Source organism: Aerosakkonema sp. BLCC-F183 (genome assembly GCF_041929145.1).
In the GTDB taxonomy this organism is placed as follows: domain Bacteria; phylum Cyanobacteriota; class Cyanobacteriia; order Cyanobacteriales; family Aerosakkonemataceae; genus Aerosakkonema.
In genome coordinates this window covers 21,704-46,194 of record NZ_JBHFNU010000015.1, presented here as the reverse complement: position 1 = coordinate 46,194, position 24,491 = coordinate 21,704, and the positions used below count along the sequence as shown (strand labels likewise).

Genomic DNA, 24,491 nt, shown 5'->3' with positions numbered 1-24,491 from the left:
TCTAAAATCTAAAATTTGAAATTACCAATGGCTATAGAAATCAGACTATTAAATAGATTCCAACTGCGTCCCAAAGCGAATGACGAAAGTTTATTAGATTTGCCAGTCATAGAATTGGCTCCAGTTTCCACAAGCAATTTACCGCATATTTCCAGCATCAGTTGCGAGGTGGAAGGGGAACCGCGACAATTAGGAGCGCAAATCCAAGCGGCGTACAGAACATTTACGTTTAAACAACCAATCAAATTATACGCTCCCCAAAGATTAAGACAAGACCCTTACCCGTTGGATAAACCATTACCGGGAAATGTCGGTTGCACTTTGCTGGTAATTGTGGAATATTTTGATTCTGACGCCGCTGGAAATCCGATTTTAGCGATACCGCAAACAGCAAGTAAAAGCTGCTACTTATTTACACCCAAAACCGAACCGGAAATACCTGCGATCGACATTAATAAAATTGAAGCACAACCAGCAGTAATTGTCGAAGAAAAACCTAAACCCCTCGAAAAAAATCTCAACGAATCTACCGACTGGTTAGCGATCGATTTTGGCACATCGAATTCCACTGTTACTCTATTTGATGCAAGTTTTGTTTCCAATGAAAAAAGCTTACCTAAAGAACAAAAAGAACGGTTAGGCGAACTATTGGTAGAATGGTTGAATTCCACAACTGTTGATGCGTTAGCTGGTGTAGGTGTAGCGGAGTGGGAAAGATTTATTGGCGATATTAAAAAAGATGTGGAAATACCCGAAACGGGTACTCTTAATGACCAAGCTTTGCTAGTCACGATCCGCAAAATCGAAACTTCCTTGGGAAATCGTCCCGAATTATTCCGCCGTGCTGCTAACAAAAAATTAAACCATATTTACCACGAAGTCTTCCGCGTTCCGCCTTTATCATCGCAAAATCTGCTCCGAGTTTCCTTGGATCTGGGAAGTGAAGCAAAGGAAATTCCCAGCGAGTTGGAAATCCAAACTCTGAAATCTTTAAAGGTACTCATGGGAAACAGAGTTATTCAGAACAGGAGAACAGCTTTTTCCGAAACTAAAGGAGAAGAAATTAACGGGAAGTTTCATCATTCGCCGAAGCGATATTTCGGTCAACAACGGGATGCGATGCAAGTCAAATGGGAGGGAGTTGAGTCAGAAATTACCAGCAACGAATTAATTCAAGCTGCTTGGGGTTATTTGATCGAGAATACCAAAAAATATTACGAAACCAGAACGTCTGGTAGGTCTTCGCGTCGAGATATCACTACCGCCGTTGTGACTTATCCTGCTGTAGCGCCGCCAGTGGTGCGTCGCGAAATTGAGCAGATGGTGCGTGCGTTGGGGATGGATTTCGTCAAGACTGATTACGATGAAGCTGTCTCGGTAGTCATCTTTTTCTTATGGCGAGAATTCGGCGGCGATTTGAATATTGGGATTGAATCTTTCAAAACTCGCTGTCATTGGGATGGCAAAAAATGGTCGCAAAATGTCTTGGTTTTGGATATCGGTGGGGGAACGACGGATTTAGCTTTGATTAACCTTTCTCTGGAAGAGAAAGACCCATTTGAACGAGATGAAGATCGGGGTGCTGGGGGAAGATACTACGTGCTAACTCCTACGTTTATTGGGTCTTCGGGTCATTTGCAATTAGGAGGAGAGTTAATTACGCTGCGGATTTTCAAATTGCTGAAAGTGGCGATCGCAGATTGTTTGCTGACCGCAGTAACTTCAGGAGATTTGGAATGTCAAAAGCTGGAAGATGAGATTGCGGGATTGAGCGATCGCTTCCTAACTAAAGATGGCAAATATAAAATTGGTTCCTTGTTGGAATGCGTTGACAAGAAAACCTCCAACCCTGAAGAAGACCCCGCTTACAACGACGCGCTGAAAGATGCAGAAAAAATCCTACCGACGAAATGGAAAAATAATCCCTCTCGCTTGCAAACTTTTTACGACCTGTGGGATTATGCGGAAGAAATAAAAATTGAAATTAATAAAAATATAGACCGGGAAAGGGTTGTCCTGACTGAGAGAAAGATTTCTGATTTGCTCAAACAAAGTGGAATTGACTTCAAGGTGAAATCTGCCGATCGCCTCAACGTGAAAATCAACAGACAGCAATTTGAAAATGCTGTTTCTCCGGTGGTGGAAGATGCAGTACGCATCGCCAAAGGACTGGTGGAAAGTCGTTTGGGATTTCAGTCAGAAAATCACCGTAAAGAAAAAGTCGATTGGTTAATTTTATCCGGTCAAACCTGCAAAATTTACTTAGTGGAAGAACTGGTAAAACAGGAGTTTAGCAAATATGACTATTTCGTGTGGAATCCAGAACGAGTAACTTTTGTGCCAGAATTTAGTAAAATGGCGACTTCGGTGGGTGCTTGCTATGCAGAAAAGCTGCGCCAATACGGTTTTGATTTGGAAGCAGCGAAGGGAATGCTGCGTCTGGGTGTCAATCAACTGGATATCGATGTCAAGAATTTGTTTTATTTTCTCCCTTGTTCGTTTACGCTGAAAACTCAGGGAGAAAGAGATCGATTGATTTTTCGGAATGGTCGGGAACTTCGTCAACTTAGCGATCGCGATTCGATCGCCAAAACTCGCAGCGATTGGGAAGGTGTTCCCTTAACTATTACGATCTACCGTCAAGATTTTGATGGCGCAAATCCGATGCTCTGGGGAGGATACAATATTAATAGATTGGTACGCCAATTGGGAATGGAGGAAGATGAGTTTAAAGCGAAAATTAAAGTTCAATTTGAAATTGACCAAAAATTGCAATTCAAATTACTGTTTTGTCAGGGAACTCCTCATTCCTTAATTAGTGCTAGCTGTGAAAGTTTGGATCTCAAAAAAGCGATCGCAGCAGCATCGCCGGAATTAGCTAACCAACCGATTATTTCTCAGGATGGTAAATTGCTTTGCGATATTGCAGTTTACGTAATCGAATTGCAAACTGTGAGTGTTGGTCCAAAAGATCCGCCTCTCATATTCGACAGTCAAGTTGATTATAGCAAATCTATCCAAGGTTTTCGTTATGAAAGTAATACCAAAGAACAAGGAACTGGATTAATTAGCGAACCTTTACCGGAATTTCCTCGCAAAGGAAAACATACTTTCTGTTTTCGCGATCCCATAACCGATCGATGGGAAACAATTGGCGAATTAAGCCGTCCGGGTGGCAAAAGCGATTATAATTATCAATATTATGTCACTCTCGACGATCAAGGTATTCTGCGAATTCACGCGGGAGAAATACCTTATTGGACATCCGATCATCCTGAATGTCTCAAACAAGAAGGATGCGTTTTTGAAGCGGGATTGGAGGATAAACCGAAAGAAATTGATGAAAACCGCGATCCGTTTTGTGGGATTCACTAAAATCCAGAAACAGGTTTTCAGAACAGAAACCCGGTTTCCTCAGAACAGAAACCCGGTTTCTCTAAGAAACCGGGTTTCTCAGTCAGAGTTGAGGGTTTCTCAGAGTTGAGAGGAGGCGATCTGAATGGAAAAACTGAGTAAGCTATTAGAAATAAACCATTCTGAGTTAGCGCGATTGGTGCGCTTTTACTTGCGTGGATTGCAGGGTGGATTGCAGGTAGCTTTAACAGAATTACCTGACGATTCTGGTGCAAATTTAGCCAAAGAAGTGCTGGGAGAATTAGAGGGGATTTTGCGCTCGCCAATCTCTAAACCCATAGAAAATGTTTCGCCTTCGCTAGAAGATATATTTGAACCAGTTACTTCTAATTATAGCAGTAAACTAAGCGGAATTAAACAAAATTTTGAAAGCGATAAAGAATTGCGTTTCTATCTCGGCGATTTTCACTTGCTAAGTAATAATGATGCCGATTTATGGCAAGAAATGCAATTAAAGTTATTGCGAGTACCGGAAACTTTAGCTGAGTCTTGGCGAGAGAAATTACCGGATTTCAGTAATAAGCGATCGCCTATCCAACTTCCCTTCACCCGCGACGAAAATATCTACCCAGGTTTGCAATTTTATACCAAAACAAAATTAGATGCGCGAGTAGCAGTAGAAACATCAGACTCAGATGTTTATTTTCTCGCCACTGTCGCATCTACTTATATAAAATTTATCGAAGCAATCGACCCGGATTTACATCACGCTTTCAAACCTGTGAATCGTTTTGGCGTCAAATCTTTAGCTACTAAAGATGAGAAATCCAAATATATCGCTGCTTTAATAGATTGTTTTCAACGTGCCAAAACAGCCGCGAAAAACATCGATCCAGCCGACAATTTACGTGCCAGAATTGATTTAGACGAAGCCATCAACTCTTTAGTATACCAGCCGCCAGTCGATCGCGATTCTTGGTGGGGAAAACTACAGCAAGAATCGCGGCGCAGTCTGAGAGAAGCCGCCGAAAGCGCACGCAAAGCCGATCGTACCGTCCAAATTCGCGAGTTACGGGGTGCTTACGCCGATATCCGCGCATACTCCAAAGACGACCTGGAACTGGATAGCGGCGGTAGGTCAGGAGAAGTGCTGGCTTGTCTGCGCGTTTATGCCAAAATTGATGATGAAGTGTTACCCGGTCGGGTACTTTATCGATCGTTTTTTCAACCTTGATAAACTAACACTTTGCCTTCATATTCTCGCAGAAGATAAAGGTGCTTTTCCTCACAACCCAGAGGTATATAAAAATTATTTTCGATTTGGGGTGCTGTCAATACAAGCATTGTTCCCAAGCCAGAAACCGGGTTTCTGAGTCGATATCTAGTTGAGAAAGCAAGGATTTTTCTAAGAAACCCGGTTTCTTTACGTAAGTTAAAAAAAGTTCCCAGAGGATCGCTCTAGGAACTTGTCCGCTCAACGAATTAATACTTTTAGGCTGCTTGCTGAGCCATTTGTTCAACAATCGGCTTTCGAGTTTTCAAGTTAAACCGATATCCATCAGGAAGAATATGCAATTTAGCTCCGCAAATTGCCAAAGCTTCATCCCGCAAGAGTTCGTCTACATTAATATGGACGATTTCTGACACATCGACAACCGTAACAACACCAGAACCTACGACTTGAAACTCATCGCCTTGTATTACCACAGCTGTATCTTCGTCAATACCGAATCCCAAAACGGCTGGTTGCTGTGCCAGTGCGGAGAGCAAGCGTCCCAAACGTCCGCGTTGCGAGAAATGCTGATCGACTACCATCCCTGGAAGGAAGCCCATACCCGGTCCCATTGCCACAACATCAACGCGAGGATGGGTTTCCGAGTCGCCTTCAATAATCATAATATCCGGCATCATTGCCGCACCAGCGCTTGTACCCCCGACTGCGATTCCTTCAGCGTAGCGTTTATGAATAGCTCGATCGAGGTCGGTGTCCTTAATGATGCTGATGATGCGAGCTTGATCTCCGCCAGTAAAGAACACACCCGTCGCATTTTCAATGAATTCTAAGTATTCGGGTTTGCTTGCATCTTCCCGATATTCGGTGTCTATAACTCGAACTTCCTCAGCACCCAGCCGCTCAAAGATCCTGGTGTAATCTTCTCCCACTTCTCTTGGTAAGCCTGTCGCAGCCGTCATGATCCCAATGCGACTTTTGACGCCTCCTGCTCGCCTAACGAACTCCCGAAGTACCTTGCATTCTCCTTCCTTTTGTTCTGCCCCACCAATAATAACTAATTGCCCACGGTTTTCACTCAGCGCCATATTAACTCCAGTTTTCACCTGATTTAATTTCTATAAAACATCACAGTTTAAACCAAGGAAACAGCCAAATGGTAGATTTTTATACTGAATTTTTTTGTGTTATATAGTAAAGCTTTCTGACCGATTCGTAAGAAAATGTGGTTTTACACAAACAGGACTTACGCAAAAATGACCAGAAACCCTTGATTTACCGTAGTAGGGGCAATTCATGAATTGTCCCTACATTTCAAACTTGATGCGTAAGTCCTAACAAAGTAGCTGTGCGATCGCAAAAGTGAATCGCCAGGAGATAACTCCCGATCCAAACTTGAGATCGGGAGTGGAGAGAGAGTCAGGTGCTGGTGTGAATGGAGATGTTTTACCTCTAAATTTATCCTTGCCAAACAGAATGTTTAATTAAGCTAAACGCCTAATTAAATTGCGTAACAAAGAACGGGCTTTTTCTAAAGGAAAATGCTTGGGTTTCCCTTGGTATACTATTTGGTACTCGTTACTGTCTTGGCCGTCTCCATAGCCAGAAATAAGTTTCCGGTGGAAAGCTTCCTCAGCAAGTTCTCGAACTTCATCTCTGAGATCAGCTTTAGTAATATTCATGTGCTGTCTCCTCAATGCTTTCTTTAATTTTCAACCGTTTTGCTGTAGGTTGTACCTATCGTAAGTTATATATTATAATTAGGAAAATCTGCCTTATAGTTAATCCGCAAAATTAATCCACACCTTTAAGGCAAAAGAAAGATTTGCAGATCTAGAATGTGAAATGGCCGATTTTTATAAAAGTCCGGGCTCTGAAGGGTATCTGAACCGAGCAATCGCGAAACTCAATAACATTACTATTACGGAAGTTCCCGATAATTCAACACTCCCAGATTCGGAGTTTTCTTAAATTCTCGATCTTGTATTGCCGTCAAAACGTCATTCAAAATTTGGATTCCCTACAGAATACAATAAGTATTTTTGCGATCGCCTTACTTAACATTGCCTTTGGATAGATGAAAATCCTACACATTAAAGTTAAGTTGTAGTCGGCGTGGCTAGAAATTTAGCAAAGAGAAATCGCTGTTGTTAACCTGCAATGAAAATGTTGGGGAAAAATCTCCCTCTTATTGAAGATGACAGCCAAAAATCGATTTTTTAGCCACGTACAGAAATTAAATTTGCAGGGAGTTTAGCTTTGCGGAGATAATCAATGGTGCGAGAACAAATTATCGACACAGTACGCATTAACGCCAGGAAGACAGACGCCTTCGATATTTACAACATCAAGCATTATATGGGGCCGAACCCATATTTAGAGACGGGGGCAGTAGTATTGGATTTTACCCTCACTGGGTATTTGTCGCCTCAACCGATAGAGGAGTATTTGTCAGTTATTGGCGATCGCTACCCGCAGTTGCGCGACGAGACATACGAAAGCCATGCCCATGTCTTCGCCCGCACACTTTCAGAAGTGGGAAAACTCGACATGGGTTTGCACCTCAACCGTTGGAATCTCAAACAGCATCCCAACTTCTTTAGAATTGCCGTGCAAGCACTGCACGCACGTACAAGTCGGGCAATAGTTTATACCATTTGGGACTGGTTTGAAGCAATTAATCAAAAGGAAGATTTTGATTTAGACGATCGCATTCGCAATCTTCAAAACACATTTCGACACAGCGTTTATGGTGGCCCCACAGTCTACGCTTTATTACGCACAGCTTGCAGCAAAGGAATTCCCACCTTTTATCTGTGGGATGAAGGACTGATGCAATACGGCTACGGCAAAAAACTAATTCGCGGCGTAGCCACAACATTTGATAACGATAGCCATCTCGACTCAGACTTTACCACCCGTAAAGATGACTGCAAAGCTTTTTTAAGTACATTAGGTTTTCCCGTTCCTAAAGGCGATGTAGTTGTCTCCCTTGGAGAAGCAAAAGCAGCCGCCGCAGAAATTGGCTATCCAGTAGCAGTTAAACCTGTAGCCGATCACAAAGGCATAGGGGTAACAGCTGCGGTGCGAAACGAAGAAGAATTACAACAAGCTTTTGGCAGGGCGCTGAAAGCAATTCCAGAAGAACAATCAATCTCAATAATTGTCGAAAAAAGCATCAAAGGAGCAGATTTTCGCATCCTCTGCGTTAACGGCAGATTTGTCGCCGCTACCGAACGCCGTCCCGCATCAGTTGTCGGTGATGGGTACTCAACTATTCGTGAATCGATCGGGCGCGAAAATCGCAAACCTGCCCGTTTGGACACACCTACTTCGGCGATGAGTAAAATTCAGTGCGATGACGCAATGGAACAGTATCTGTCCGAACAAAACTTATCAATGGACAGCGTAATTGAGTCAGGAAGCACCGTTTATCTTCGCAAAGTCGCCAATCTTTCTGCTGGTGGTTTGAGTATAGATGCAACGCGCACCGTTCACCCAGATAACATTATTTTGGCGCAAGATATCGCACAGCACTTTAAGCTTACTTGTCTGGGGATAGATGTCATTTCTCCAAGTCTCTCTGAATCTTGGAAATCGGGTAACTTCGGCATCCTGGAAATCAATGCCGCACCGGGCATTTTTATGCACCTTAATCCTGCCATCGGTGAAAGCGTCGATGTGCCATCGTCGATTTTAGAAACCTTCTTTAAGTCTGACGCAGATGCGAGGATACCGATTATTACTTTCAACCAAATCTCAGTTGCGGAACTGCAAGAAACTATCGATCGTATCCTTTTAGAAAAACCCGAATGGACGATAGGTGCTGTTTGTCGAGAAGCAGTTTTCGTGAATCGATCGCAAAAAATATTGCACAAGGATTACAACACCAATGTTCAAAGTCTACTGCGGAATCCGAAGCTAGATTTACTGATTGCTGAATACACAGAAGACGTGCTGGAAAGAGATGGTATGTTTTACCACGGCAGCAACATAGTAGTTCTGAATAATCCCACAGAAACAGAAATGATGCTAACGCGAGATATTCTCGAAGACGCTACTGTGGTTGTGAAGGAAGGAAACAGCGTTTCCATTCGGCACAAAGGTTTGATAGAACAATACACGCTGGGAGAAGGCGAACCATTTACGCGGGTTTATCTGAAGGAAATTGGGACGATTCTGTAGGTTAATTCAGATATTGTACCAGCCAGATTGCCGATAAATTAAGTATGTTGTTGCGCTGTCTTCCTACTTAGCGCAACAACATAGTTTTGTTTAATATCTCAGTTCGCTTGGAATCATGAGTTAAATTTAACCGCAGATGTAGAAACGATGCACGCAGATAAACGCAGATAAGATCGCAAATTTTTTACGTAACCGATACTACCCATTATATCTATGTGTTTAGCAAAAAGTTAGCAAATACATCTGCGTTTATCTGCGTTTATCTGTTCTCATCGGCGGTTATAAATATATCTATTGTACTTGCCGAAAAGTTAGCAAATACATCTGCGTTTATCTGTTCTCATCGGCGGTAAAAAAAAGGTGGGCAGTGCCCACCCTACACAAAGCAAGAGGATACTTAACTATTGCCAGACGAAAACTTTTGCTTCGTACTCCGGTAAATCGATGATGATTTGACCGTTACCAGACTCAATATCGTGGTCGTAAGTCCATTCGTGCCATGTGCCATCCGCTGGGAAGTTAGGAACGGTGTATCCAGCCAGATAGTTATCTGAGAAATTGGCGACGACGACTATACGAGAACCTTCATCATTCCAGCGAGTATATGCTAATACCTTTGCTTCAGCATTTTCATGGAAAAAATCAATGTTTTCAGTGTAAAGGGCATGATTGTTTTTCCGCAGATTAATCAAGCCTTTGTAGTATTCAAATAAACCGCTATTGAGGTCATTTCCCAGCAGCGCCCACTCGATTTTTGTGGGGTCGATCGTTTTCGGTTTGTAGTCGCCAAACTCTTCTCCCATCCAAAGCATTGGCACGCCGACAGATGTCATCAATATGGCGGCTCCCAACTTGGCACGTTTAAAAGCTTCGCCATCAAAAATGGTGCGGTTGGCCAATTCCACCATAACGCGCTTTTGGTCGTGGTTGCTGAGGTAATTAACTACGTTGGTAGCGCCCATAAAGCCTTGGCGCTTGCCGTCGATCGCATCTTTCAAACGCTCCAAATCAAACGTATCGCCGCAGATGTGTTCGATCAGACAGAAACGGTAACTGTCGTGCCAACAACCATCCATCGGCCCGTCAAAATTGGTGATGGTAGGGGTTTCTGGGATGTGTTCGGCAATGTTGTAAAACGGTTTCGCCCCTGCTGTTTTTTTCGCTTCTGCAACGATCCAGTGCATGAAATCGTAGTTGGCAATTTGTCGCGCTGCATCGTAACGAATGCCATCAATATGATATTCTTGAATCCAAAAACGCACCGTCTCACCGATAAATTGCCACGCTGGTTTAATGCCTAATTTTTCATCGTAATGTTCGTAGTTAAATTCTGGCCCCCAGTTATTATCGGGATCGCGGGGGGAGTGATGATACCAATAATCGTGATCGATTTGGGTGAGCGGACAAGATGCTTCCGAGTGGTTAAAAATCCCGTCCATAATAACCCGAATGCCGCGTGCGTGGCACTCATCAATCAGATTTTTTAATTCGTCGGTTGTGCCGTAACTTGTTTCTGTGGCAAAGAAATAACGAGGATTATATCCCCAACTATAATCGCCGGGATATTCTTTGACAGGCATCAATTCAATGGCGTTGATGCCGAGTTCGCAGAGATAATCTAACTTTTCAACAACGTGCTTGTATTTGCCACGAACGTAGCGATCGGGTTCGCCGCCGGAGAAGTCGGCAACGTGCAATTCGTAGATGACTAATTCGCGATCGGCAGGTAAGGGTTTGTCGTCGTGCTTCCAAACGTAACTATCGACAATTCTTTGGCCGTCTTTGATTGTTACGGTGCCGACTCCTTTGCTTTCATCAACATCTGTTGCATAAGGGTCGATGATATCTACCCATTGGTCTGGTTCAAAAAACCAACTTTTAGATTGAATGCGGAATTTATATTCGTAAACCCCATCTTCCAGTTCCATTTGGGTGCGAAAATAACCATCTTCACCTTTTTGCATCGGGATTTCTTGCCAATCAGAAAAATTCCCGATTAACGCGGCTCCTTTGTTATAAGGTGCAAATAAAGTAAATTCAATCGTACTTGTTTTATGATTTTTTTCGCTTTTGTTATCAGTTTTTTGGGCAGGAACAGCGTTTTTCTTCTCCTCATGAATTTTTTGAGAAGAATTAACTTTTGTGCTTGTCATATCGGACTTTTGGTAATATTAGGGCTACAACTGTATTTTGCTATTTTTAACTCAGCTATTGAATCGTTCTGTGGAAATAAACTTGGTTATAACAGCTCAGTCCGCAGGCATAGCGTTGAAGTAATATTTACAATTTTGAGAAGCAATTCCGAAGCATCTTATATTACTTACTCAACCACGCGATCGCAGCTCGAATCCAATCTTCTGCCTCTTTAGCTTTTGCCATCAGTGGGTCTTCGCTGACCGCGTTCAGCGCCTGCACTACCTCGGTGCTGGTATAACCTAATGCCAGTAAGGTCATTTCCACGTCTTCAATAATTGCCGGAGAAGGGCCAGTTGCCTTAGAACTGGCAACACCAGCGAAATGCCGCCATTCTGCGAGTTTGGTTTTTAGTTCTAGCGCAATGCGTTCGGCGGTTTTGTTCCCGACGCCGCGTGCTTTTGCTAAGGCGCGGATATTGCCGGTGACGATCGCTTGCACCAAATCTTGCAGTCCCAAGGTATCTAAAAGCGCGATCGCCAAAGCTGCACCGATACCATTCACATTTGTCAGTTGGCGAAACAAATCTCGCTCTGCGGCGGAAGCAAAACCATACAAAATCATCCGATCTTCCCGCACTTGCAAGTCAGTAAAAATTTGTGCATCTCCCCCAGGCGAGGGCAACTTTTCTGCCAAACGCGGCGGGATTTGCAGCTCGTAACCGATTTGGTTAACTTCCAGAATGAGGGTAACGCGATCGCTGCTACTTTTGTGAAAGCCTGCTACTGTTCCTTTGAGATAGCTAATCATGACAAAAAACCGAAGTGGTACAAACCTTCCAAAATTCCACCAGCACAATCTGCCTTTGCTAAATACCGATATTCGGCTGGATTAGCTTTCAGCCATTGGCGGAGTTCTGGCTGGGCATTTCCTACAATAATCCCTCTCGGTTCTCCCACACTAAATAAAGCGATATCATTTCCAGAGTCACCGCACACCACTGTTCGGGTAGCTTCTATTCCCCACTGCTGGCGCAGAAACTGTACCGCCAGACCTTTATTGCTATTGCGAGGTAAAATATCCAAATCTTTGCTACCGCTGTAGATCGACTGTGCGTCTACACCGCGTTCTTTCAGCAACGATTCTAAGCGGGGTATCACTTCCTCTGCTGCCCGTTCTGTGACAAAATAACTAACCTTAAAAGGTCGCTGTTCGGAAGCTGGTTGAGGTACAATATCGGCAAAATTAGCACCAGTAGCTACCACCACATCGCGGTTCCAGCCTACAGAAAGTTGTGCCGACCAAACTGGATCGGGTTCGTCTTCGCGATCGCTGTAGTAAATTTCGGTTCCCACTGCTGCAATTAAAGCATCCGGTTCTAATAGTTGGTTTTCTGTTAAAAGTTGTCGATACAGCGCCAGAGAACGACCTGTAGCGTAGACTATTTTCGTTCCATGTTCTTGACGATGCTGACTTAACAACTGGTTTAGTTTTTCCAGCGCTTCGTCGTCACCCACAAGAGTGTTATCCAGATCGGTTACAAACAAAAATTTCATGATTGGGGATTAGGGACTAGAAAAGTCAAAAGAAAAAATGGGCTTGGGGTGAGGGAGTAATAATACTTTTTCAAATTTGGAACGACATTTTTCTGTTTGTTTGTCTTTAAGTTTAAATATCAAAATTTTAAGTTATGAATTTCGAGTTAACAATTAAAAACTATTTTAAACTCAAAACTCATAACTTATAACTCATCGCTAATTTCAAGTTCGGGTTTGCTGAATCGTTCTGATTGCGTCTTGAGTGGATTGGACAGCTTGTGTATTTCCTTGTTCGCGAAACAGATCGGCTGCTTTCTGGAAGTCCCTGAGTGCTGCTTGAGAATTTTTCAAGTTGTAATAAGTAACACCGCGATTGAAGAAAGCTTCCGCAAAATCCGGTCTCAGTTGGATAGCGCGACTGTAATCTTGCAGCGCTTCCTGATGTTTTTGCAGTTTGTTGTAGGCAATCCCTCGATTGTAGTAAGCTTTATCGTCATTGGGATCGAGGCGTACTGCTTGGTTGTAATCTTCAACCGCTCCTTGATGATCTTTTATATCATCGCGAGCGTTCCCGCGATTGATATAGGCTTTGGGGTTATTGGGATCGAGCCTAATTGCCTCAGTGCTGTCGTCGATCGCGCCTTGAAAATCCTTCAAGAAATAGCGAGCGTAACCGCGATTTACATAAGCTTGAGCCAATTCGGGATTGAGTTTTAATGCTTGAGTGTAATCTGCGATCGCTCCTTTATAATCCCCTTGTCTCGCCTTTTCAATCCCCCGGTTGTACAAGTCCACCGCACTCATTTCCGTTTCCGGTTTGGTTGTTGGCGTTGACTCTGTACTGGGGTTTGGCGTTGTTGAGTTATTCGGAGTTGAGCTTGGTTCGGGTTGATCTGGTGTTGTTTCTTCCGCCGTCGATGGTGTTGACTCTGTGGAGTTCGGCTTAGACTCAGGTTTAACTGGTGTTGTGCCTTCCACCGTCGATGGCGTTGACTGTGTGCGGTTCGGCTTTGATTCAGGTTTGGCTGGTGTTGTGCCTTCCGCCTCAGCTGGCGTTGTTGACTCCTGTTGGGTTGGCTTGGACTGAGCTTCCGCTGGGTTTGACTCGCTGTTGCGAGCTGGCTTAGACTCAGCCTGGGTTGGCTTTCCTGAAGGAGACTGGCTTGGCTTGGACTGAGCCTGAACAACAGGAGAGATGCTACCCAGTGCAGTGGCGATTCCTAAAATTGCGATCGTTCGGTAAATAAGGTTCATGACTTTAGCCAATCGACTTGGTGCCAGTAGAAATCCAGGTATGCAACAAATAGATGCAACCTAATACCATATCAGAATTTTGTCAATATTATTCATCTGCGCTCACTCGAATCAAAGAGACGGCTTTGCACCTCCTTTTGTTTGCCGACATCTCTTCTGTAGATATTTCGTCGTGGTGGCGATCGGGACGAATTAAGAGAGTGTGGTGTTCCAGCTGCATAGTATTTTTGGCTCGGTTATACTTATGCCGTTCCTGGTAGAGAGTGTCAATTCAATTACTGGCGTTAATTCTTGAATGAAATTTTCCAGTCCCACCAAAAGGCTTTCTTGGTTGCCCCAGCTAGAGCCGCAAATCTGGATTTTAGCTGTAGGTAGGTTCCTCTCAGGGGTAGGCTCGGGTTTTACCCTATTTTATGCTCCCATCTTTTTTGTGAATTTAGTGCATTTATCGGCGACTCAGGTAGGTATCGGTTTGGGTAGCGCCTCTATTTCAGGGGTATTGGGACGCATATTGGGGGGTTCTTTTGCCGACTCCCGCTTTTGGGGGCGTCGGCGTACTTTATTGCTCTCGGCAGCTATTTCCGCGATCGCATCTTTAGTAATGGCGCTCAGCGATAATTTTTCCACTTTTGTTGTCGCTAACTTACTTATGGGTTTGGGTATGGGTTTGTATTGGCCGGCAACGGAAGCCGCAGTAGCAGATTTAACACAGCCCGAACATCGCCAAGAAGCTTATGCGATCGTGCGATTTGCAGATAATTTCGGTTTGGGAGTAGGCATTATTCTGGGCGGAATGTTGATCGGTACAATCGGCGCTTATCGGGCGTTGTTTGTCATTGATGCGATATCTTTTGTCGTCTTCTTTGGGGTTGTTTATTTTGCGATCGCAGAAACTTACAAACCAACGCAACGCCATAGGGAAGCACTGGGTAACTGGGAAACAGCATTGCGCGATCGTCGCCTTGCTATCTTTGTTCTAGCCAATATCATCTTCACAACCTACGTTTCCCAGCTGCACAGCACCATTCCCCTGTACTTCAGTAAGTTTGTACCGGTGGGTAACTCAAAAGTAGGATTTGCCACCATAACTATCAGCGCTTTGTTTACCTGGCACACGATCGTAGCAACTTTGTGTCTGATCCCGATCTCCCGCATTTTGAGGCGATTTAGCCATCCCCACGCTTTAACTGTTTCCGCTTTATTGTGGGCGGTGGGATTCAGTTTCATCTGGGTGACTGGCGTTGCACCTGCTGGACAATTAAGTTGGGCCATATTAGCGATGGGAGTAACAGCGATCGCGATCGTCTTTTATACACCTTCCGCATCTGCCCTCGTCGCCGATATTGCACCGGAGTCCCAGCGCGGCGTCTACCTTTCCATCAACTCCCTGTGCTGGGCAATCGGTTACGCTATTGGCCCTCCCTTGGGTGGCTGGGCAATGGATCGATCGTCAATAGCCGCAAACAGTTTTTGGTTGGGATTAGCTTTCAGCGTAGTTATCGTTGTGGCGATTTTGCAATACCTCAACCGGGTTTTAGATAACTAGATCCTGGTGTTATCTTGTACTTGCAATCTAGCTGAAATTATACAACAAAATAAAAATGAACCATGAACTTTTAGACGACAAAACAAAAATAAGCCTCTCTCCGCCATGCCAATTCATACTCTAAATCGCGTCGTTAGCAAAGTTTCTGGCAAGGCTACCCTGCAAACTATCCTGATTGTCCCATTTGTTGTGCAAATCGTTGGGGCTGTGGGGTTAGTCGGGTATCTCTCTTTTAAAAATGGGCAACAGGCAGTCAACGATGTTGCTTCCCAATTGCGGAGGGAAATTAGCGATCGCACTTTCGATCGCATTAGCACTTACCTAAAAACACCTCATCCCATCAATTTAACTAACGCTAATGCTATTCGTCTCGGTCAGTTGGATATAAATAATCCTCAAGCTTTAGAACGGCATTTTTTAAAACAAATTCAAGTCTTTAATTCCCTAAGTAGAATTTATTTTAGCAACCCGCAGGGCGGACTCGTCTCCGTTGGTAACGATGAGAGAGGACTTACAGTTGCATCCACAGAAAGTTTTACGAAAGGTCTTCTTCGTGTCTACAGCGTAGATAGCCAAGGGAACCGCCAAAAATTATTGGTCAATCAACCGCAATATGATGCCAGAAAACGACCTTTTTATCAAACGGCTGTTACCGTAGGTAAACCGACATGGGGCCCTATTTATATCTATATTCCTACTTCCAGAGGTTTGGGCATTGCTGCTAGCTATCCCCTCTATAATGAAGCAGGTAAACTCCAAGGTGTTTTATCGAGCGATCTATCTCTTACAGCCATCAATAATTTTCTCAAAAGTTTGAAGATAGGTATTCACGGAGAAGCATTTATTATCGAGCGGTCGGGAATGATAGTAGCGTCGTCAAGCTCGGAACTCCCCTTCATTAAGGATGCAGATGGCAAAGAGAATAAACGACTCCAAGCCGTAGAAATGAGGAACCCATTAATTCGATCCACAGCACAGCATTTAATTTATCAATTTAGTAATTTGACCGAAATAAATAGTTCAATACAACTTGAATTTAAAATGGAAGGAAAACGCGAATTCGCACAGGTAACCCCTTTCAAAGATGGGTTTGGTTTGGATTGGCTGATTGTGGTAGTCGTACCAGAAGCCGACTTTATGCAGCAAATTAATACCAACACCCAGACAACTATTCTGCTGTGTATAGCCGCCTTTATCTTAGCTACAGGAATCGGTATTTTTACCGCTGCTTGGATTACAAAACCAATTTTGCGCTTGAATACTGCCGCTAAGCAAATTGCTAAGGGTGAATGGCATAAAACATTAGAAATAAAACGCTCTGATGAAGTGGGACAATTGGCAGAGTCTTTTAATCAAATGGCAGAGCAACTGGAAGCATCTTTTGCCGCACTGCGAGATAGCGAGAACCGCCTCACTCAGTTCTTAGAAGGATTGCCCGTAGGTGTATCAGTTCACGATCCTACCGGAAATGCGACTTATGCAAATCAGAGAGCGAGACAAATATTAGAGATGGACTATTTACCAGAAACTAAAACAGAGCAATTGGCACATACTTATCGAGTTTATCTGAGTGGAACCGATCTGCCATATCCGACAAAAAAGCTGCCAGTTGTCAAAGCTTTAGCGGGAGAAAGCAGTACAATTGATGATATGGAAGTTCATCGCCCTAATGGAATTATTCCCTTGCAAGTCTGGGCAACTCCTATTTACGATCGCACAAATCAAGTAGTCTATGCGATCGCCGCTTTTACTGATATCAGCGAACGCAAACAAGCCGAGAATTTATTAGCACAATACAATCGTACCTTAGAAATTCAAGTAGCCGAACGCACGGCGGAATTAACCCAGTCCAATCAAAAATTGCAGCGCGAAATTGCCGAAAGGAAACGAATAGAAGTAGAACTGCAACAAGCAAAAGAAGCAGCCGAAGCAGCTTCCCAAGCCAAAAGCACCTTTTTCGCTAACATGAGTCACGAATTGCGATCGCCCCTCAATGCCATTCTCGGTTTTGCCCAATTAATGCTCCGCAGCTCGACTTTACTCCCAGAAGATCGAGAAAAAACTCGCATCATTTATCGCAGTGGAGAACACTTACTCACTCTCATTAATGATGTACTGGATATGGCGAAAATCGAATCCGGACGGATCTCCCTCAACGAAACTGCTTTTGACGTTATCGCTCTACTCAATGACTTGCGAAATATGTTTTATCTCAAGGCGCAAGAAAAAAGATTGTATTTTCAGATCGAATGCAGTGCTGACATTCCGCAAATGGTGCTTACTGATGAGGTAAAGTTGCGCCAAGTGTTGATTAACTTACTCAGTAATGCTTTTAAATTTACCTCATCAGGTAGCGTATCGCTGCGATTGTCATTAGAGCCGAAACAAAACATAATTATTAACAATAAAAAACTGGCACTTCACTTTGAAATTTCCGACACTGGCTGTGGCGTTGCAGCCAATGAATTAGACAGCATATTTCAACCATTCGTGCAAACTAAAAGCGGACAAAAAGTGGAAGGCGGAACCGGTTTGGGATTGCCGATCAGTCGGCATTTCGTGCAAATGATGGGAGGTGAAATGACTGTTGAAAGTGAAGTTAACAAAGGTACAAATTTCAAATTTTACATTCAGTGTCTGCCAGTTGCAATAGCTAATCGGGAAACTTCTAAAATCGCAGGTCAAGTTATTGCTTTAGCACCCAACCAACCCAGTTATCGCATTTTAATTGCAGACGATCGCTCCGAAAATCGGCAATTATTTGCTGAAATGCTGCAAAAATTGGGTTTTTCAGTCCAAGTCGCCAGCAACGGTATGGAAGCTGTTAAAATATGGGAAAACTGGCAACCAGAACTTATCTTTATGGATGTGCATATGCCAGTTATGAATGGCCACGCAGCCGTTCAACACATCAGATCGCAGGAAAGTGAGAAGCGCAAAGGTGAAAAGTTAAAAAGGGTCATAATTGTGGCCGTCAGCGCCAGCAGCTTCGACACAGACCGAGAAACTGCTCGACGCGCAGGCTACGATGAATTTATCCCCAAACCCTTCACAGAAAGAGACATTTTTGAGATAATAAGTAGATATCTTGGGGTGCTATATATCTATGAGGAGTCTGGATGGACAGCTTCCTCAAAGGTGCTTGACTTTAATATTGACATTCCGGCTGCTATTGCTGCTTTGCCAACCGACTTGATGCTCCGTCTGGAACAAGCTACCATTAGCCTCGACTCAATTTCGATCGAGAGTATTATTGAGGAAATTTCAACTCACGATCGCGCTTTAGCTGATGCGCTGAGGGCCTTGGTAAATAATTTCAATCATTATACTATATTAAATTTAATTGAAGAAGCAAAATCACAAAAATAAACTTTAAAATGAATATTTCTCAATTAAATATACCAGCTAATATTTTAGTAGTTGACGATGCCCCAGATAACCTACGCTTATTGGGCGGCTTTTTGGGCGAGCGCGGCTATCGCGTTAGACTGGCGCGAGATGGCAGCTTGGCTATCAAATCAGCCCAAGAAAACCCTCCGGATCTGATATTGCTTGACATTATGATGCCAAAACCGGATGGATATGAAGTTTGCACCCAATTAAAAGCTGATGTAGCAACCAGCCATATCCCGATTATTTTTATCAGTGCGAAAGGAGAAATATTCGATAAAGTGAAAGCTTTTTCTTTAGGTGGAGTTGATTACATCACCAAGCCTTTTGAACTAGAAGAAGTGGTGGCGCGAGTCGAGAATCAACTAAAAATCTGTAAGCTGTCGCGGGATCTGGCAAGACAAAATGCTTTACTTCAAGAAGAGATTCGCGATCGGCGGCAAATTGAAATTCAGTTGAGAAATAGCGAAAACCTCAATCGATCGATCTTAAATTCAGCCCCTGTGGCAATTTGTTTGACCGATTTCAATGGATGTTTAGTAGAAGTGAATCCCGCCTACAGCCAACTATTTGGGTTTGAGCCAGCCGAACTGATTGGTAAATCATTTACTGACGTGCATTTCTCCCATTTGGATGCTGAGTCAAGGGCGACGATACTCCAACAACATCAAGAGTTTATTAAAACTAACCACAAGTATAATCAAACAGAATTCACAGTTTATCGTAAAGACGGAGCGGAAGTCATTGTTGATGTAACGCGAGGCATATTCCAAAGAGATGATGGAGAGTTTTTTGTCGTGACTACAATTAAAGACATTACCGATCGTAAAAAAACAGAAGAAACACTGCAAAAAGCTGTATTGGCAGCAGATGCAGCTAACCGTGCCAAGAGCGAATTTCTGGCTTCTATGAGTCACGAATTGCGTACTCCTCTTAATGCCATTCTCGGTTTCAGCCAGGTACTGGCTCGCGATTATTCCCTCAAAAGCCAGCAACAAGAATACCTGCAAATTATTAATCGTTCTGGCGAACATCTTCTCTCTCTAATTAACGACATTCTCGAAATGTCCAAAATTGAAGCGGGTATAACCTCTTTGAATGAAAACTACTTTGACTTATTTAACGTACTGGACAGCATAAAGGATATGTTTGGGTTGAAAGCTCAATCCCAGGGATTGCAGTTAATTCTCGATTGCGCTTCAGACCTACCAAAATATGTTAAAATTGATGAACGTAAATTACGCCAAGTATTAATTAACATTTTAGGTAACGCAATCAAATTCACACAAAAAGGCTGTGTCAGTTTGCGGGTAAAAATTAATCGTTCATCGCAAGTGACAACGGATAGCGAACAATCCACCATTAACAAAGATCGACTTTATTTTGAAATAGAAGACTCTGGCCCAGGTATTGCTCCTGACGAAATCGACAAGTTATTTGCACCATTTGAACAAACACAAACAGGTCGGAAATGTCAGCAAGGAACTGGATTGGGTTTACCGATTAGCCGCAAGTTCGTACAACTGATGGGAGGAGATATTAAAGTCATCAGTACTGTTGGTTTGGGAAGTATATTTACATTTGAAATTCCCGTTATTATTCCCGATCTCTGTAACATTCCAAATACTGAAAATAAAGGTAAGGTAATTGGTTTAGCACCCGCACAACCGACTTATAGAATTTTGGTGGTTGATGATGTTGCAGAGAGCCGCCTTTTGCTGGTGACTCTCTTAACTTCAATAGGTTTTGCTGTCAAAGAAGCCGAAAATGGACAAGAAGCGATCGAACTCTGGAAGAGTTGGGAACCGCACCTGATTTGCATGGATATGCAAATGTCGGTGATGAATGGCTATGTAGCCACTCAACAGATTAAAAGCACTGTTAAAGGTAAAGCCACTACGATTATCGCCTTAACAGCCAGCGCCTTCGAGACAGAGCGAAAAATGGTTTTAGATTGCGGGTGCGATGACTTTATTTGTAAGCCATTTAATCAAGAACATTTGCTTGATAATATTGGCAAGTTTTTAGGCGTAAAATATTTATATGAAGACACATATACGCAATTAAAAGAAACAATTGAAGCTGCCAATGATTCGGTTACAAATTTTCAGTTAAACGCTGAAGATTTAAACGTGTTACCAACAGAGTTGTTAAAATTAATCAATGAAGCCGCACTAGGATGTGACGACAACAATATCTTGAAGTTAATCGAGCAAATTCTCCCAGAAAATGCTAAAATAGCCCAGGCGATTGCAGACCTAGCAAACAACTATCAGTTTGAGTTAATTCACAAATTGATTGAACAGCAGGCCAGATATAGTAGTTCCGATATCCAACTTTTTTGATAAGTCGGCGATCTCTCCCAAAATTTTTGATTGCTATAAACTGGAAAGAGTATTCTTGCAAGGAGATTTCTGTGACTGTGCAAACGAGTGCTAGCGAGTTATTTCGAGCCGCTTACGAAAACCGTTATACCTGGGACAGCAAGTTTCCCGGCTACAGTGCGGATGTCGAACTCAAGCAAGGTGATGAAGCATACACCGGCAATATTCGCATTAATGGTGACCTCAGCGTGGAAGTCACGGGAGTAGAAGACGATGAAGTGCAACAGAGCATCTACACGCAACTCAGAGATGTGGTTACTCACCGCAAACGATCGTCTTTTGAGCAAGCGCATGGCAAGAACCAGTTTAGCGTAGGCGAGGAAGACTCGACAGGCGCGATCGAAATCCTCGTCAAAGGCGACGCGATGGGCTCAAACTATAAGATCAGAGGCACGGAAATTTGTCAAGTCAGCCGGGTAATGGGTAGGTTAGCTTTCACCATCAACACCCATGAAAGCCTCGACACAAGCTCTGGTTACGTTTCCACCCGCTACGATGCTGTCTTTCGCAACGCTCAAACTGGTGAACTCGCCAAAGAACTCGAATTTGAGGATACCTACGCAAAAATTGGCGATTACTATATCATGACCCGTCAAGTCATTCATGCCAACGATAACGGCAAGCAAACCACGACCGAGTTCAATTTCTCTAACGTCAAACTGCTCTCACCGGCTGTGGTCTAGCTATTTATCGCTGGGGCAAGGGGGCAGGGGGGCAGAGGGGCAGGGGAGCAGGAAGAAATTCTTAATGAGTGACTTTTGACTTTTGACTTTTGACTTTTGACTTTCCCAACGCCCTAGCTATATCTGTTAAATTTTTTATCCTTGAGTGGACTAGGATCTACATAGCTGCAACTCCAGAAAATATTCTGCAAGTAAAGTAAAGGAGGTCTCAAACAATGGAACTCACAGTTGAAAACGTCGAAACCGTTTTGGATGAATTGCGCCCTTACTTGATGTCGGATGGCGGCAATGTGGAAGTGGTCGAATTAGATGGCCCTGTCGTCAAACTGCGGCTGCAAGGTGCTTGCGGTTCTTGCCCTAGCTCTACCATGACCCTGAGAATGGGTATTGAGCGCCGTCTGCGCGAAATGATCCCGGAAATTGCCGAAGTCGAACAGGTCATATAATTTTAGATTTTAGATTTTGGATTAACAACCCCACAATCCAAAATCTAAAATCTAAAATCTAAAATCTAAAATCCTTATGTCCCATCCTCTATACATCGCTTTCATCTGGCATCAGCACCAACCGTTGTACAAGAGTCGCAGCAGGGAATTTCTGGCAGATCCCACGGAATTGGTGCCTAAAATGGGTGAATACCATTTGCCTTGGGTACGTCTGCACGCTACTAAAGATTACTTGGATTTAGTGTTGCTGCTGGAACGCTATCCCAAGTTGCATCAAACAGTGAACCTGGTTCCCTCTCTGATTCTGCAATTAGAAGAGTACATTGCTGGTATGGCGATCGATCCTTACCTAGCAGTATCGCTTTTACCCACAGAAGATCTGACCGAAGCACAGAAATTATTCATCATCGAGCATTTTTTTGATGCCAATCACCACACCCTCATCGATCCCAACCCTCGCTACGCCCAACTTTACGAACAAAGACAGGAAAAAGGTCGATCGTGGTGTCAAGAAAATTGGATTCCGCAAGACTACAGCGATTTGTTAGCTTGGCACAATCTCGCTTGGATTGACCCTTTGTTTTGGGATGACCCGCAAATTGCACAATGGTTGAAAAAGGGGAAAGGTTTTAATTTAGGCGATCGCGAACAGATTTATGCTAAGCAGCAAGAAATCATGCGCCGCATCGTTCCCCAACACCGTCAGATGCAAGCCGCCGGACAGTTGGAAGTTACCACCACACCCTACACCCACCCCATCTTACCTTTGCTTGCCGATACAAATGCCGGACGGGTGGCGGTACCCAACATGAATTTACCCCAGCGTCGTTTCCAGTGGGAAGAAGATATTCCCAGGCACTTACAAAAAGCCTGGGATTTTTATCGAGAACGCTTCGGATGCGAACCTCGCGGTTTGTGGCCCTCGGAACAAGCTGTTAGCCCTCAAATTTTGCCCTACGTTGCCAAACAGGGATTTAAATGGCTAGTTTCCGATGAAGCGATTTTGGGCAATAGCATCAAACACTTTTTCCACCGCGATGCTTCTGGTAATGTGACGGAACCGGAGTTTCTGTACCGTCCCTATCGCTTGCAAACACCGGCTGGTGACTTGGCAATTGTGTTTCGCGACCACCGCTTGTCGGATTTGATCGGCTTTACTTACGGGTCGATGGAACCGAAGAAAGCAGCAGCCGATATGGTGGGCCATTTGGAGGCGATCGCACGTTCTCTCAAACATCACCAAACCGATGGTAGTACAGCCTTGCAAAAACCGTGGCTGGTTACCATTGCGCTAGATGGCGAAAATTGCTGGGAACATTACCAACTAGACGGCAAACCATTCCTGGAAACACTTTATCAAACTTTAAATACTCACAAAGAACTGAAGCTGGTCACAGTATCGGAATTTCTCGATCGATTCCCTCCCACCGAAACTATCCCCGCCGAAAAACTCCACACCGGTTCTTGGGTAGATGGTAACCTGACAACTTGGATCGGCGACCCAGCCAAAAATCGCGCCTGGGAACTCCTCACAGATGCGCGACAAACACTGGCAAATCATCCAGAAGCAACCGAAGAAAATAACCCCGAAGCTTGGGAAGCTTTGTTTGCAGCAGAAGGTTCCGACTGGTTTTGGTGGTTTGGCGAAGGACATTCCTCCAACCAAGATGCCATCTTCGACCAACTGTTCCGCGAACATTTAGCTGCCATTTATCAGGCGTTGAACTTACCCATTCCGGAGAATGTGCAGCGACCGGTAGAAGTTCACGAAGCGCGAGGCGACCACCGACCCGAAAGCTTTATTCATCCCGTCATTGATGGTATCGGCGACGAACAAGATTGGGATAAAGCAGGTCGGATCGAAATTGGTGGTGCAAGGGGAACAATGCACCGCAGCACTGCGATCCAGCGCATTTGGTACGGTGTCGATCACCTCAACTTCTATCTGCGGTTAGATTTCCAAAGTGGCATTCAACCCGGTAAAGGTTGTCCGCCAGAGTTGAATTTGCTTTGGTTTTATCCCGATCGCACCATGTCCACCAGTCCCATTCCCCTGCAAAATCTACCCCAGGAACCACCCCTCAATTACCTTTTCCGCCACCATTTGGGGATTAACTTACTGACTAATTCCGTCTTATTCCAAGAAGCTGGCGAACATTGGCAATGGCATTCCCGTCCCAGCCGCGCCCAAGTCGCCCTAGACCGTTGTTTGGAATTGGCAGTGCCTTGGGCAGATTTGCACGTTGAACCAGATTATCCTATCCGCCTGATCTTGGTTCTCTCGGAAGGCGATCGTTTCTCCAGCTATTTGCCGGAAAATGCTCTGATACCGATCGAAGTTCCATAG

The 24,491-nt window shown here is 43.9% G+C and carries 16 protein-coding genes; 9 read left to right on the top strand and 7 right to left on the bottom strand.

From position 1 onward, the window contains the following. The first annotated feature begins 27 nt into the window (after positions 1 to 27). Together ACE1CD_RS02470 and ACE1CD_RS02465 are read left to right on the top strand one after the other, a co-directional pair. Positions 28 to 3,375, top strand: coding sequence for a molecular chaperone (locus ACE1CD_RS02470; protein WP_374821362.1), 3,348 nt, complete (start codon positions 28 to 30; stop codon positions 3,373 to 3,375). A 124-nt stretch (positions 3,376 to 3,499) separates the two neighbouring features. Continuing rightward, the gene (locus tag ACE1CD_RS02465) at positions 3,500 to 4,588 is read left to right on the top strand and encodes a hypothetical protein (RefSeq protein WP_374821359.1); all 1,089 of its coding nucleotides are present in this window, start codon (positions 3,500 to 3,502) and stop codon (positions 4,586 to 4,588) included. Positions 4,589 to 4,845: 257 nt separating this feature from the next. On the opposite strand, the gene ACE1CD_RS02460 is transcribed toward ACE1CD_RS02465, so the two are convergent. Beyond that, positions 4,846 to 5,691, bottom strand: coding sequence for a cyanophycinase (locus tag ACE1CD_RS02460; RefSeq protein WP_374821356.1), 846 nt, complete (start codon positions 5,689 to 5,691; stop codon positions 4,846 to 4,848). Positions 5,692 to 6,069: 378 nt separating this feature from the next. Beyond that, a complete protein-coding gene (locus ACE1CD_RS02455) occupies positions 6,070 to 6,267 on the bottom strand; it encodes a hypothetical protein (protein ID WP_374821353.1) in 198 nt (65 codons plus the stop codon). Positions 6,268 to 6,859: 592 nt separating this feature from the next. Between ACE1CD_RS02455 and ACE1CD_RS02450 the strand changes: the two genes are divergently transcribed. Continuing rightward, positions 6,860 to 8,770: an acetate--CoA ligase family protein gene (locus tag ACE1CD_RS02450; RefSeq protein WP_374821350.1), complete on the top strand. Its 1,911-nt coding sequence runs from the start codon at positions 6,860 to 6,862 to the stop codon at positions 8,768 to 8,770. Positions 8,771 to 9,171: 401 nt separating this feature from the next. Here the strand turns inward: ACE1CD_RS02450 and ACE1CD_RS02445 are convergent, their stop codons facing one another. The 5 genes from ACE1CD_RS02445 to ACE1CD_RS02425 all read right to left on the bottom strand — a co-directional run bounded on the left by ACE1CD_RS02445 (position 9,172) and on the right by ACE1CD_RS02425 (position 13,915). Beyond that, a complete protein-coding gene (locus ACE1CD_RS02445) occupies positions 9,172 to 10,923 on the bottom strand; it encodes an alpha-amylase family glycosyl hydrolase (RefSeq protein WP_374821347.1) in 1,752 nt (583 codons plus the stop codon). A 163-nt stretch (positions 10,924 to 11,086) separates the two neighbouring features. Beyond that, positions 11,087 to 11,713 carry a Holliday junction branch migration protein RuvA gene (gene ruvA, locus ACE1CD_RS02440; protein WP_374821344.1) on the bottom strand — a complete coding sequence of 209 codons (627 nt, stop codon included), beginning with the start codon at positions 11,711 to 11,713 and terminating at the stop codon, positions 11,087 to 11,089. After that, positions 11,710 to 12,459 (bottom strand): sucrose-phosphate phosphatase, encoded by a 750-nt coding sequence (locus ACE1CD_RS02435; RefSeq protein ID WP_374821342.1) that lies wholly within the window; start codon positions 12,457 to 12,459, stop codon positions 11,710 to 11,712. Before ACE1CD_RS02435 ends, ruvA begins: the two co-directional genes overlap by 4 nt. A 204-nt stretch (positions 12,460 to 12,663) precedes the next feature. Continuing rightward, positions 12,664 to 13,695: a tetratricopeptide repeat protein gene (locus ACE1CD_RS02430; protein WP_374821339.1), complete on the bottom strand. Its 1,032-nt coding sequence runs from the start codon at positions 13,693 to 13,695 to the stop codon at positions 12,664 to 12,666. A gap of 88 nt (positions 13,696 to 13,783) precedes the next feature. Continuing rightward, complete coding sequence (locus ACE1CD_RS02425) at positions 13,784 to 13,915, bottom strand: hypothetical protein (RefSeq protein ID WP_374789513.1); 132 nt, start codon at positions 13,913 to 13,915, stop codon at positions 13,784 to 13,786. 75 nt (positions 13,916 to 13,990) lie between these two features. Here ACE1CD_RS02425 and ACE1CD_RS02420 point away from each other — a divergent pair, with 75 nt between their 5' ends. The 6 genes from ACE1CD_RS02420 to ACE1CD_RS02395 all read left to right on the top strand — a co-directional run bounded on the left by ACE1CD_RS02420 (position 13,991) and on the right by ACE1CD_RS02395 (position 24,491). After that, positions 13,991 to 15,241: an MFS transporter gene (locus ACE1CD_RS02420; RefSeq protein WP_374789515.1), complete on the top strand. Its 1,251-nt coding sequence runs from the start codon at positions 13,991 to 13,993 to the stop codon at positions 15,239 to 15,241. A gap of 105 nt (positions 15,242 to 15,346) precedes the next feature. Further along, on the top strand, positions 15,347 to 18,610 hold the full coding sequence (locus tag ACE1CD_RS02415) for an ATP-binding protein (protein WP_374821336.1): 3,264 nt from the start codon (positions 15,347 to 15,349) through the stop codon (positions 18,608 to 18,610). A gap of 8 nt (positions 18,611 to 18,618) precedes the next feature. Continuing rightward, on the top strand, positions 18,619 to 20,976 hold the full coding sequence (locus ACE1CD_RS02410) for a response regulator (RefSeq protein WP_374821333.1): 2,358 nt from the start codon (positions 18,619 to 18,621) through the stop codon (positions 20,974 to 20,976). 71 nt (positions 20,977 to 21,047) lie between these two features. Continuing rightward, the gene (locus tag ACE1CD_RS02405; protein WP_374789521.1) at positions 21,048 to 21,698 is read left to right on the top strand and encodes a DUF3386 domain-containing protein; all 651 of its coding nucleotides are present in this window, start codon (positions 21,048 to 21,050) and stop codon (positions 21,696 to 21,698) included. Between the two features lie 215 nt (positions 21,699 to 21,913). Beyond that, positions 21,914 to 22,144 (top strand): NifU family protein, encoded by a 231-nt coding sequence (locus tag ACE1CD_RS02400; RefSeq protein ID WP_374789523.1) that lies wholly within the window; start codon positions 21,914 to 21,916, stop codon positions 22,142 to 22,144. A gap of 76 nt (positions 22,145 to 22,220) precedes the next feature. After that, complete coding sequence (locus tag ACE1CD_RS02395) at positions 22,221 to 24,491, top strand: glycoside hydrolase (RefSeq protein ID WP_374821330.1); 2,271 nt, start codon at positions 22,221 to 22,223, stop codon at positions 24,489 to 24,491.

What these genes read in the sequence shown, in the direction of transcription:
- ACE1CD_RS02400 (WP_374789523.1), top strand. Translation starts at nt 21,914, where the DNA reads ATGGAACTCACAGTTGAAAACGTCGAAACCGTTTTGGATGAATTGCGC.
- ruvA (WP_374821344.1), bottom strand. Translation starts at nt 11,713, where the DNA reads ATGATTAGCTATCTCAAAGGAACAGTAGCAGGCTTTCACAAAAGTAGC.
- ACE1CD_RS02425 (WP_374789513.1), bottom strand. Translation starts at nt 13,915, where the DNA reads ATGCAGCTGGAACACCACACTCTCTTAATTCGTCCCGATCGCCACCAC.
- ACE1CD_RS02445 (WP_374821347.1), bottom strand. Translation starts at nt 10,923, where the DNA reads ATGACAAGCACAAAAGTTAATTCTTCTCAAAAAATTCATGAGGAGAAG.
- ACE1CD_RS02465 (WP_374821359.1), top strand. Translation starts at nt 3,500, where the DNA reads ATGGAAAAACTGAGTAAGCTATTAGAAATAAACCATTCTGAGTTAGCG.
- ACE1CD_RS02470 (WP_374821362.1), top strand. Translation starts at nt 28, where the DNA reads ATGGCTATAGAAATCAGACTATTAAATAGATTCCAACTGCGTCCCAAA.
- ACE1CD_RS02395 (WP_374821330.1), top strand. Translation starts at nt 22,221, where the DNA reads ATGTCCCATCCTCTATACATCGCTTTCATCTGGCATCAGCACCAACCG.
- ACE1CD_RS02420 (WP_374789515.1), top strand. Translation starts at nt 13,991, where the DNA reads ATGAAATTTTCCAGTCCCACCAAAAGGCTTTCTTGGTTGCCCCAGCTA.
- ACE1CD_RS02435 (WP_374821342.1), bottom strand. Translation starts at nt 12,459, where the DNA reads ATGAAATTTTTGTTTGTAACCGATCTGGATAACACTCTTGTGGGTGAC.
- ACE1CD_RS02410 (WP_374821333.1), top strand. Translation starts at nt 18,619, where the DNA reads ATGAATATTTCTCAATTAAATATACCAGCTAATATTTTAGTAGTTGAC.
- ACE1CD_RS02455 (WP_374821353.1), bottom strand. Translation starts at nt 6,267, where the DNA reads ATGAATATTACTAAAGCTGATCTCAGAGATGAAGTTCGAGAACTTGCT.
- ACE1CD_RS02450 (WP_374821350.1), top strand. Translation starts at nt 6,860, where the DNA reads ATGGTGCGAGAACAAATTATCGACACAGTACGCATTAACGCCAGGAAG.
- ACE1CD_RS02430 (WP_374821339.1), bottom strand. Translation starts at nt 13,695, where the DNA reads ATGAACCTTATTTACCGAACGATCGCAATTTTAGGAATCGCCACTGCA.
- ACE1CD_RS02415 (WP_374821336.1), top strand. Translation starts at nt 15,347, where the DNA reads ATGCCAATTCATACTCTAAATCGCGTCGTTAGCAAAGTTTCTGGCAAG.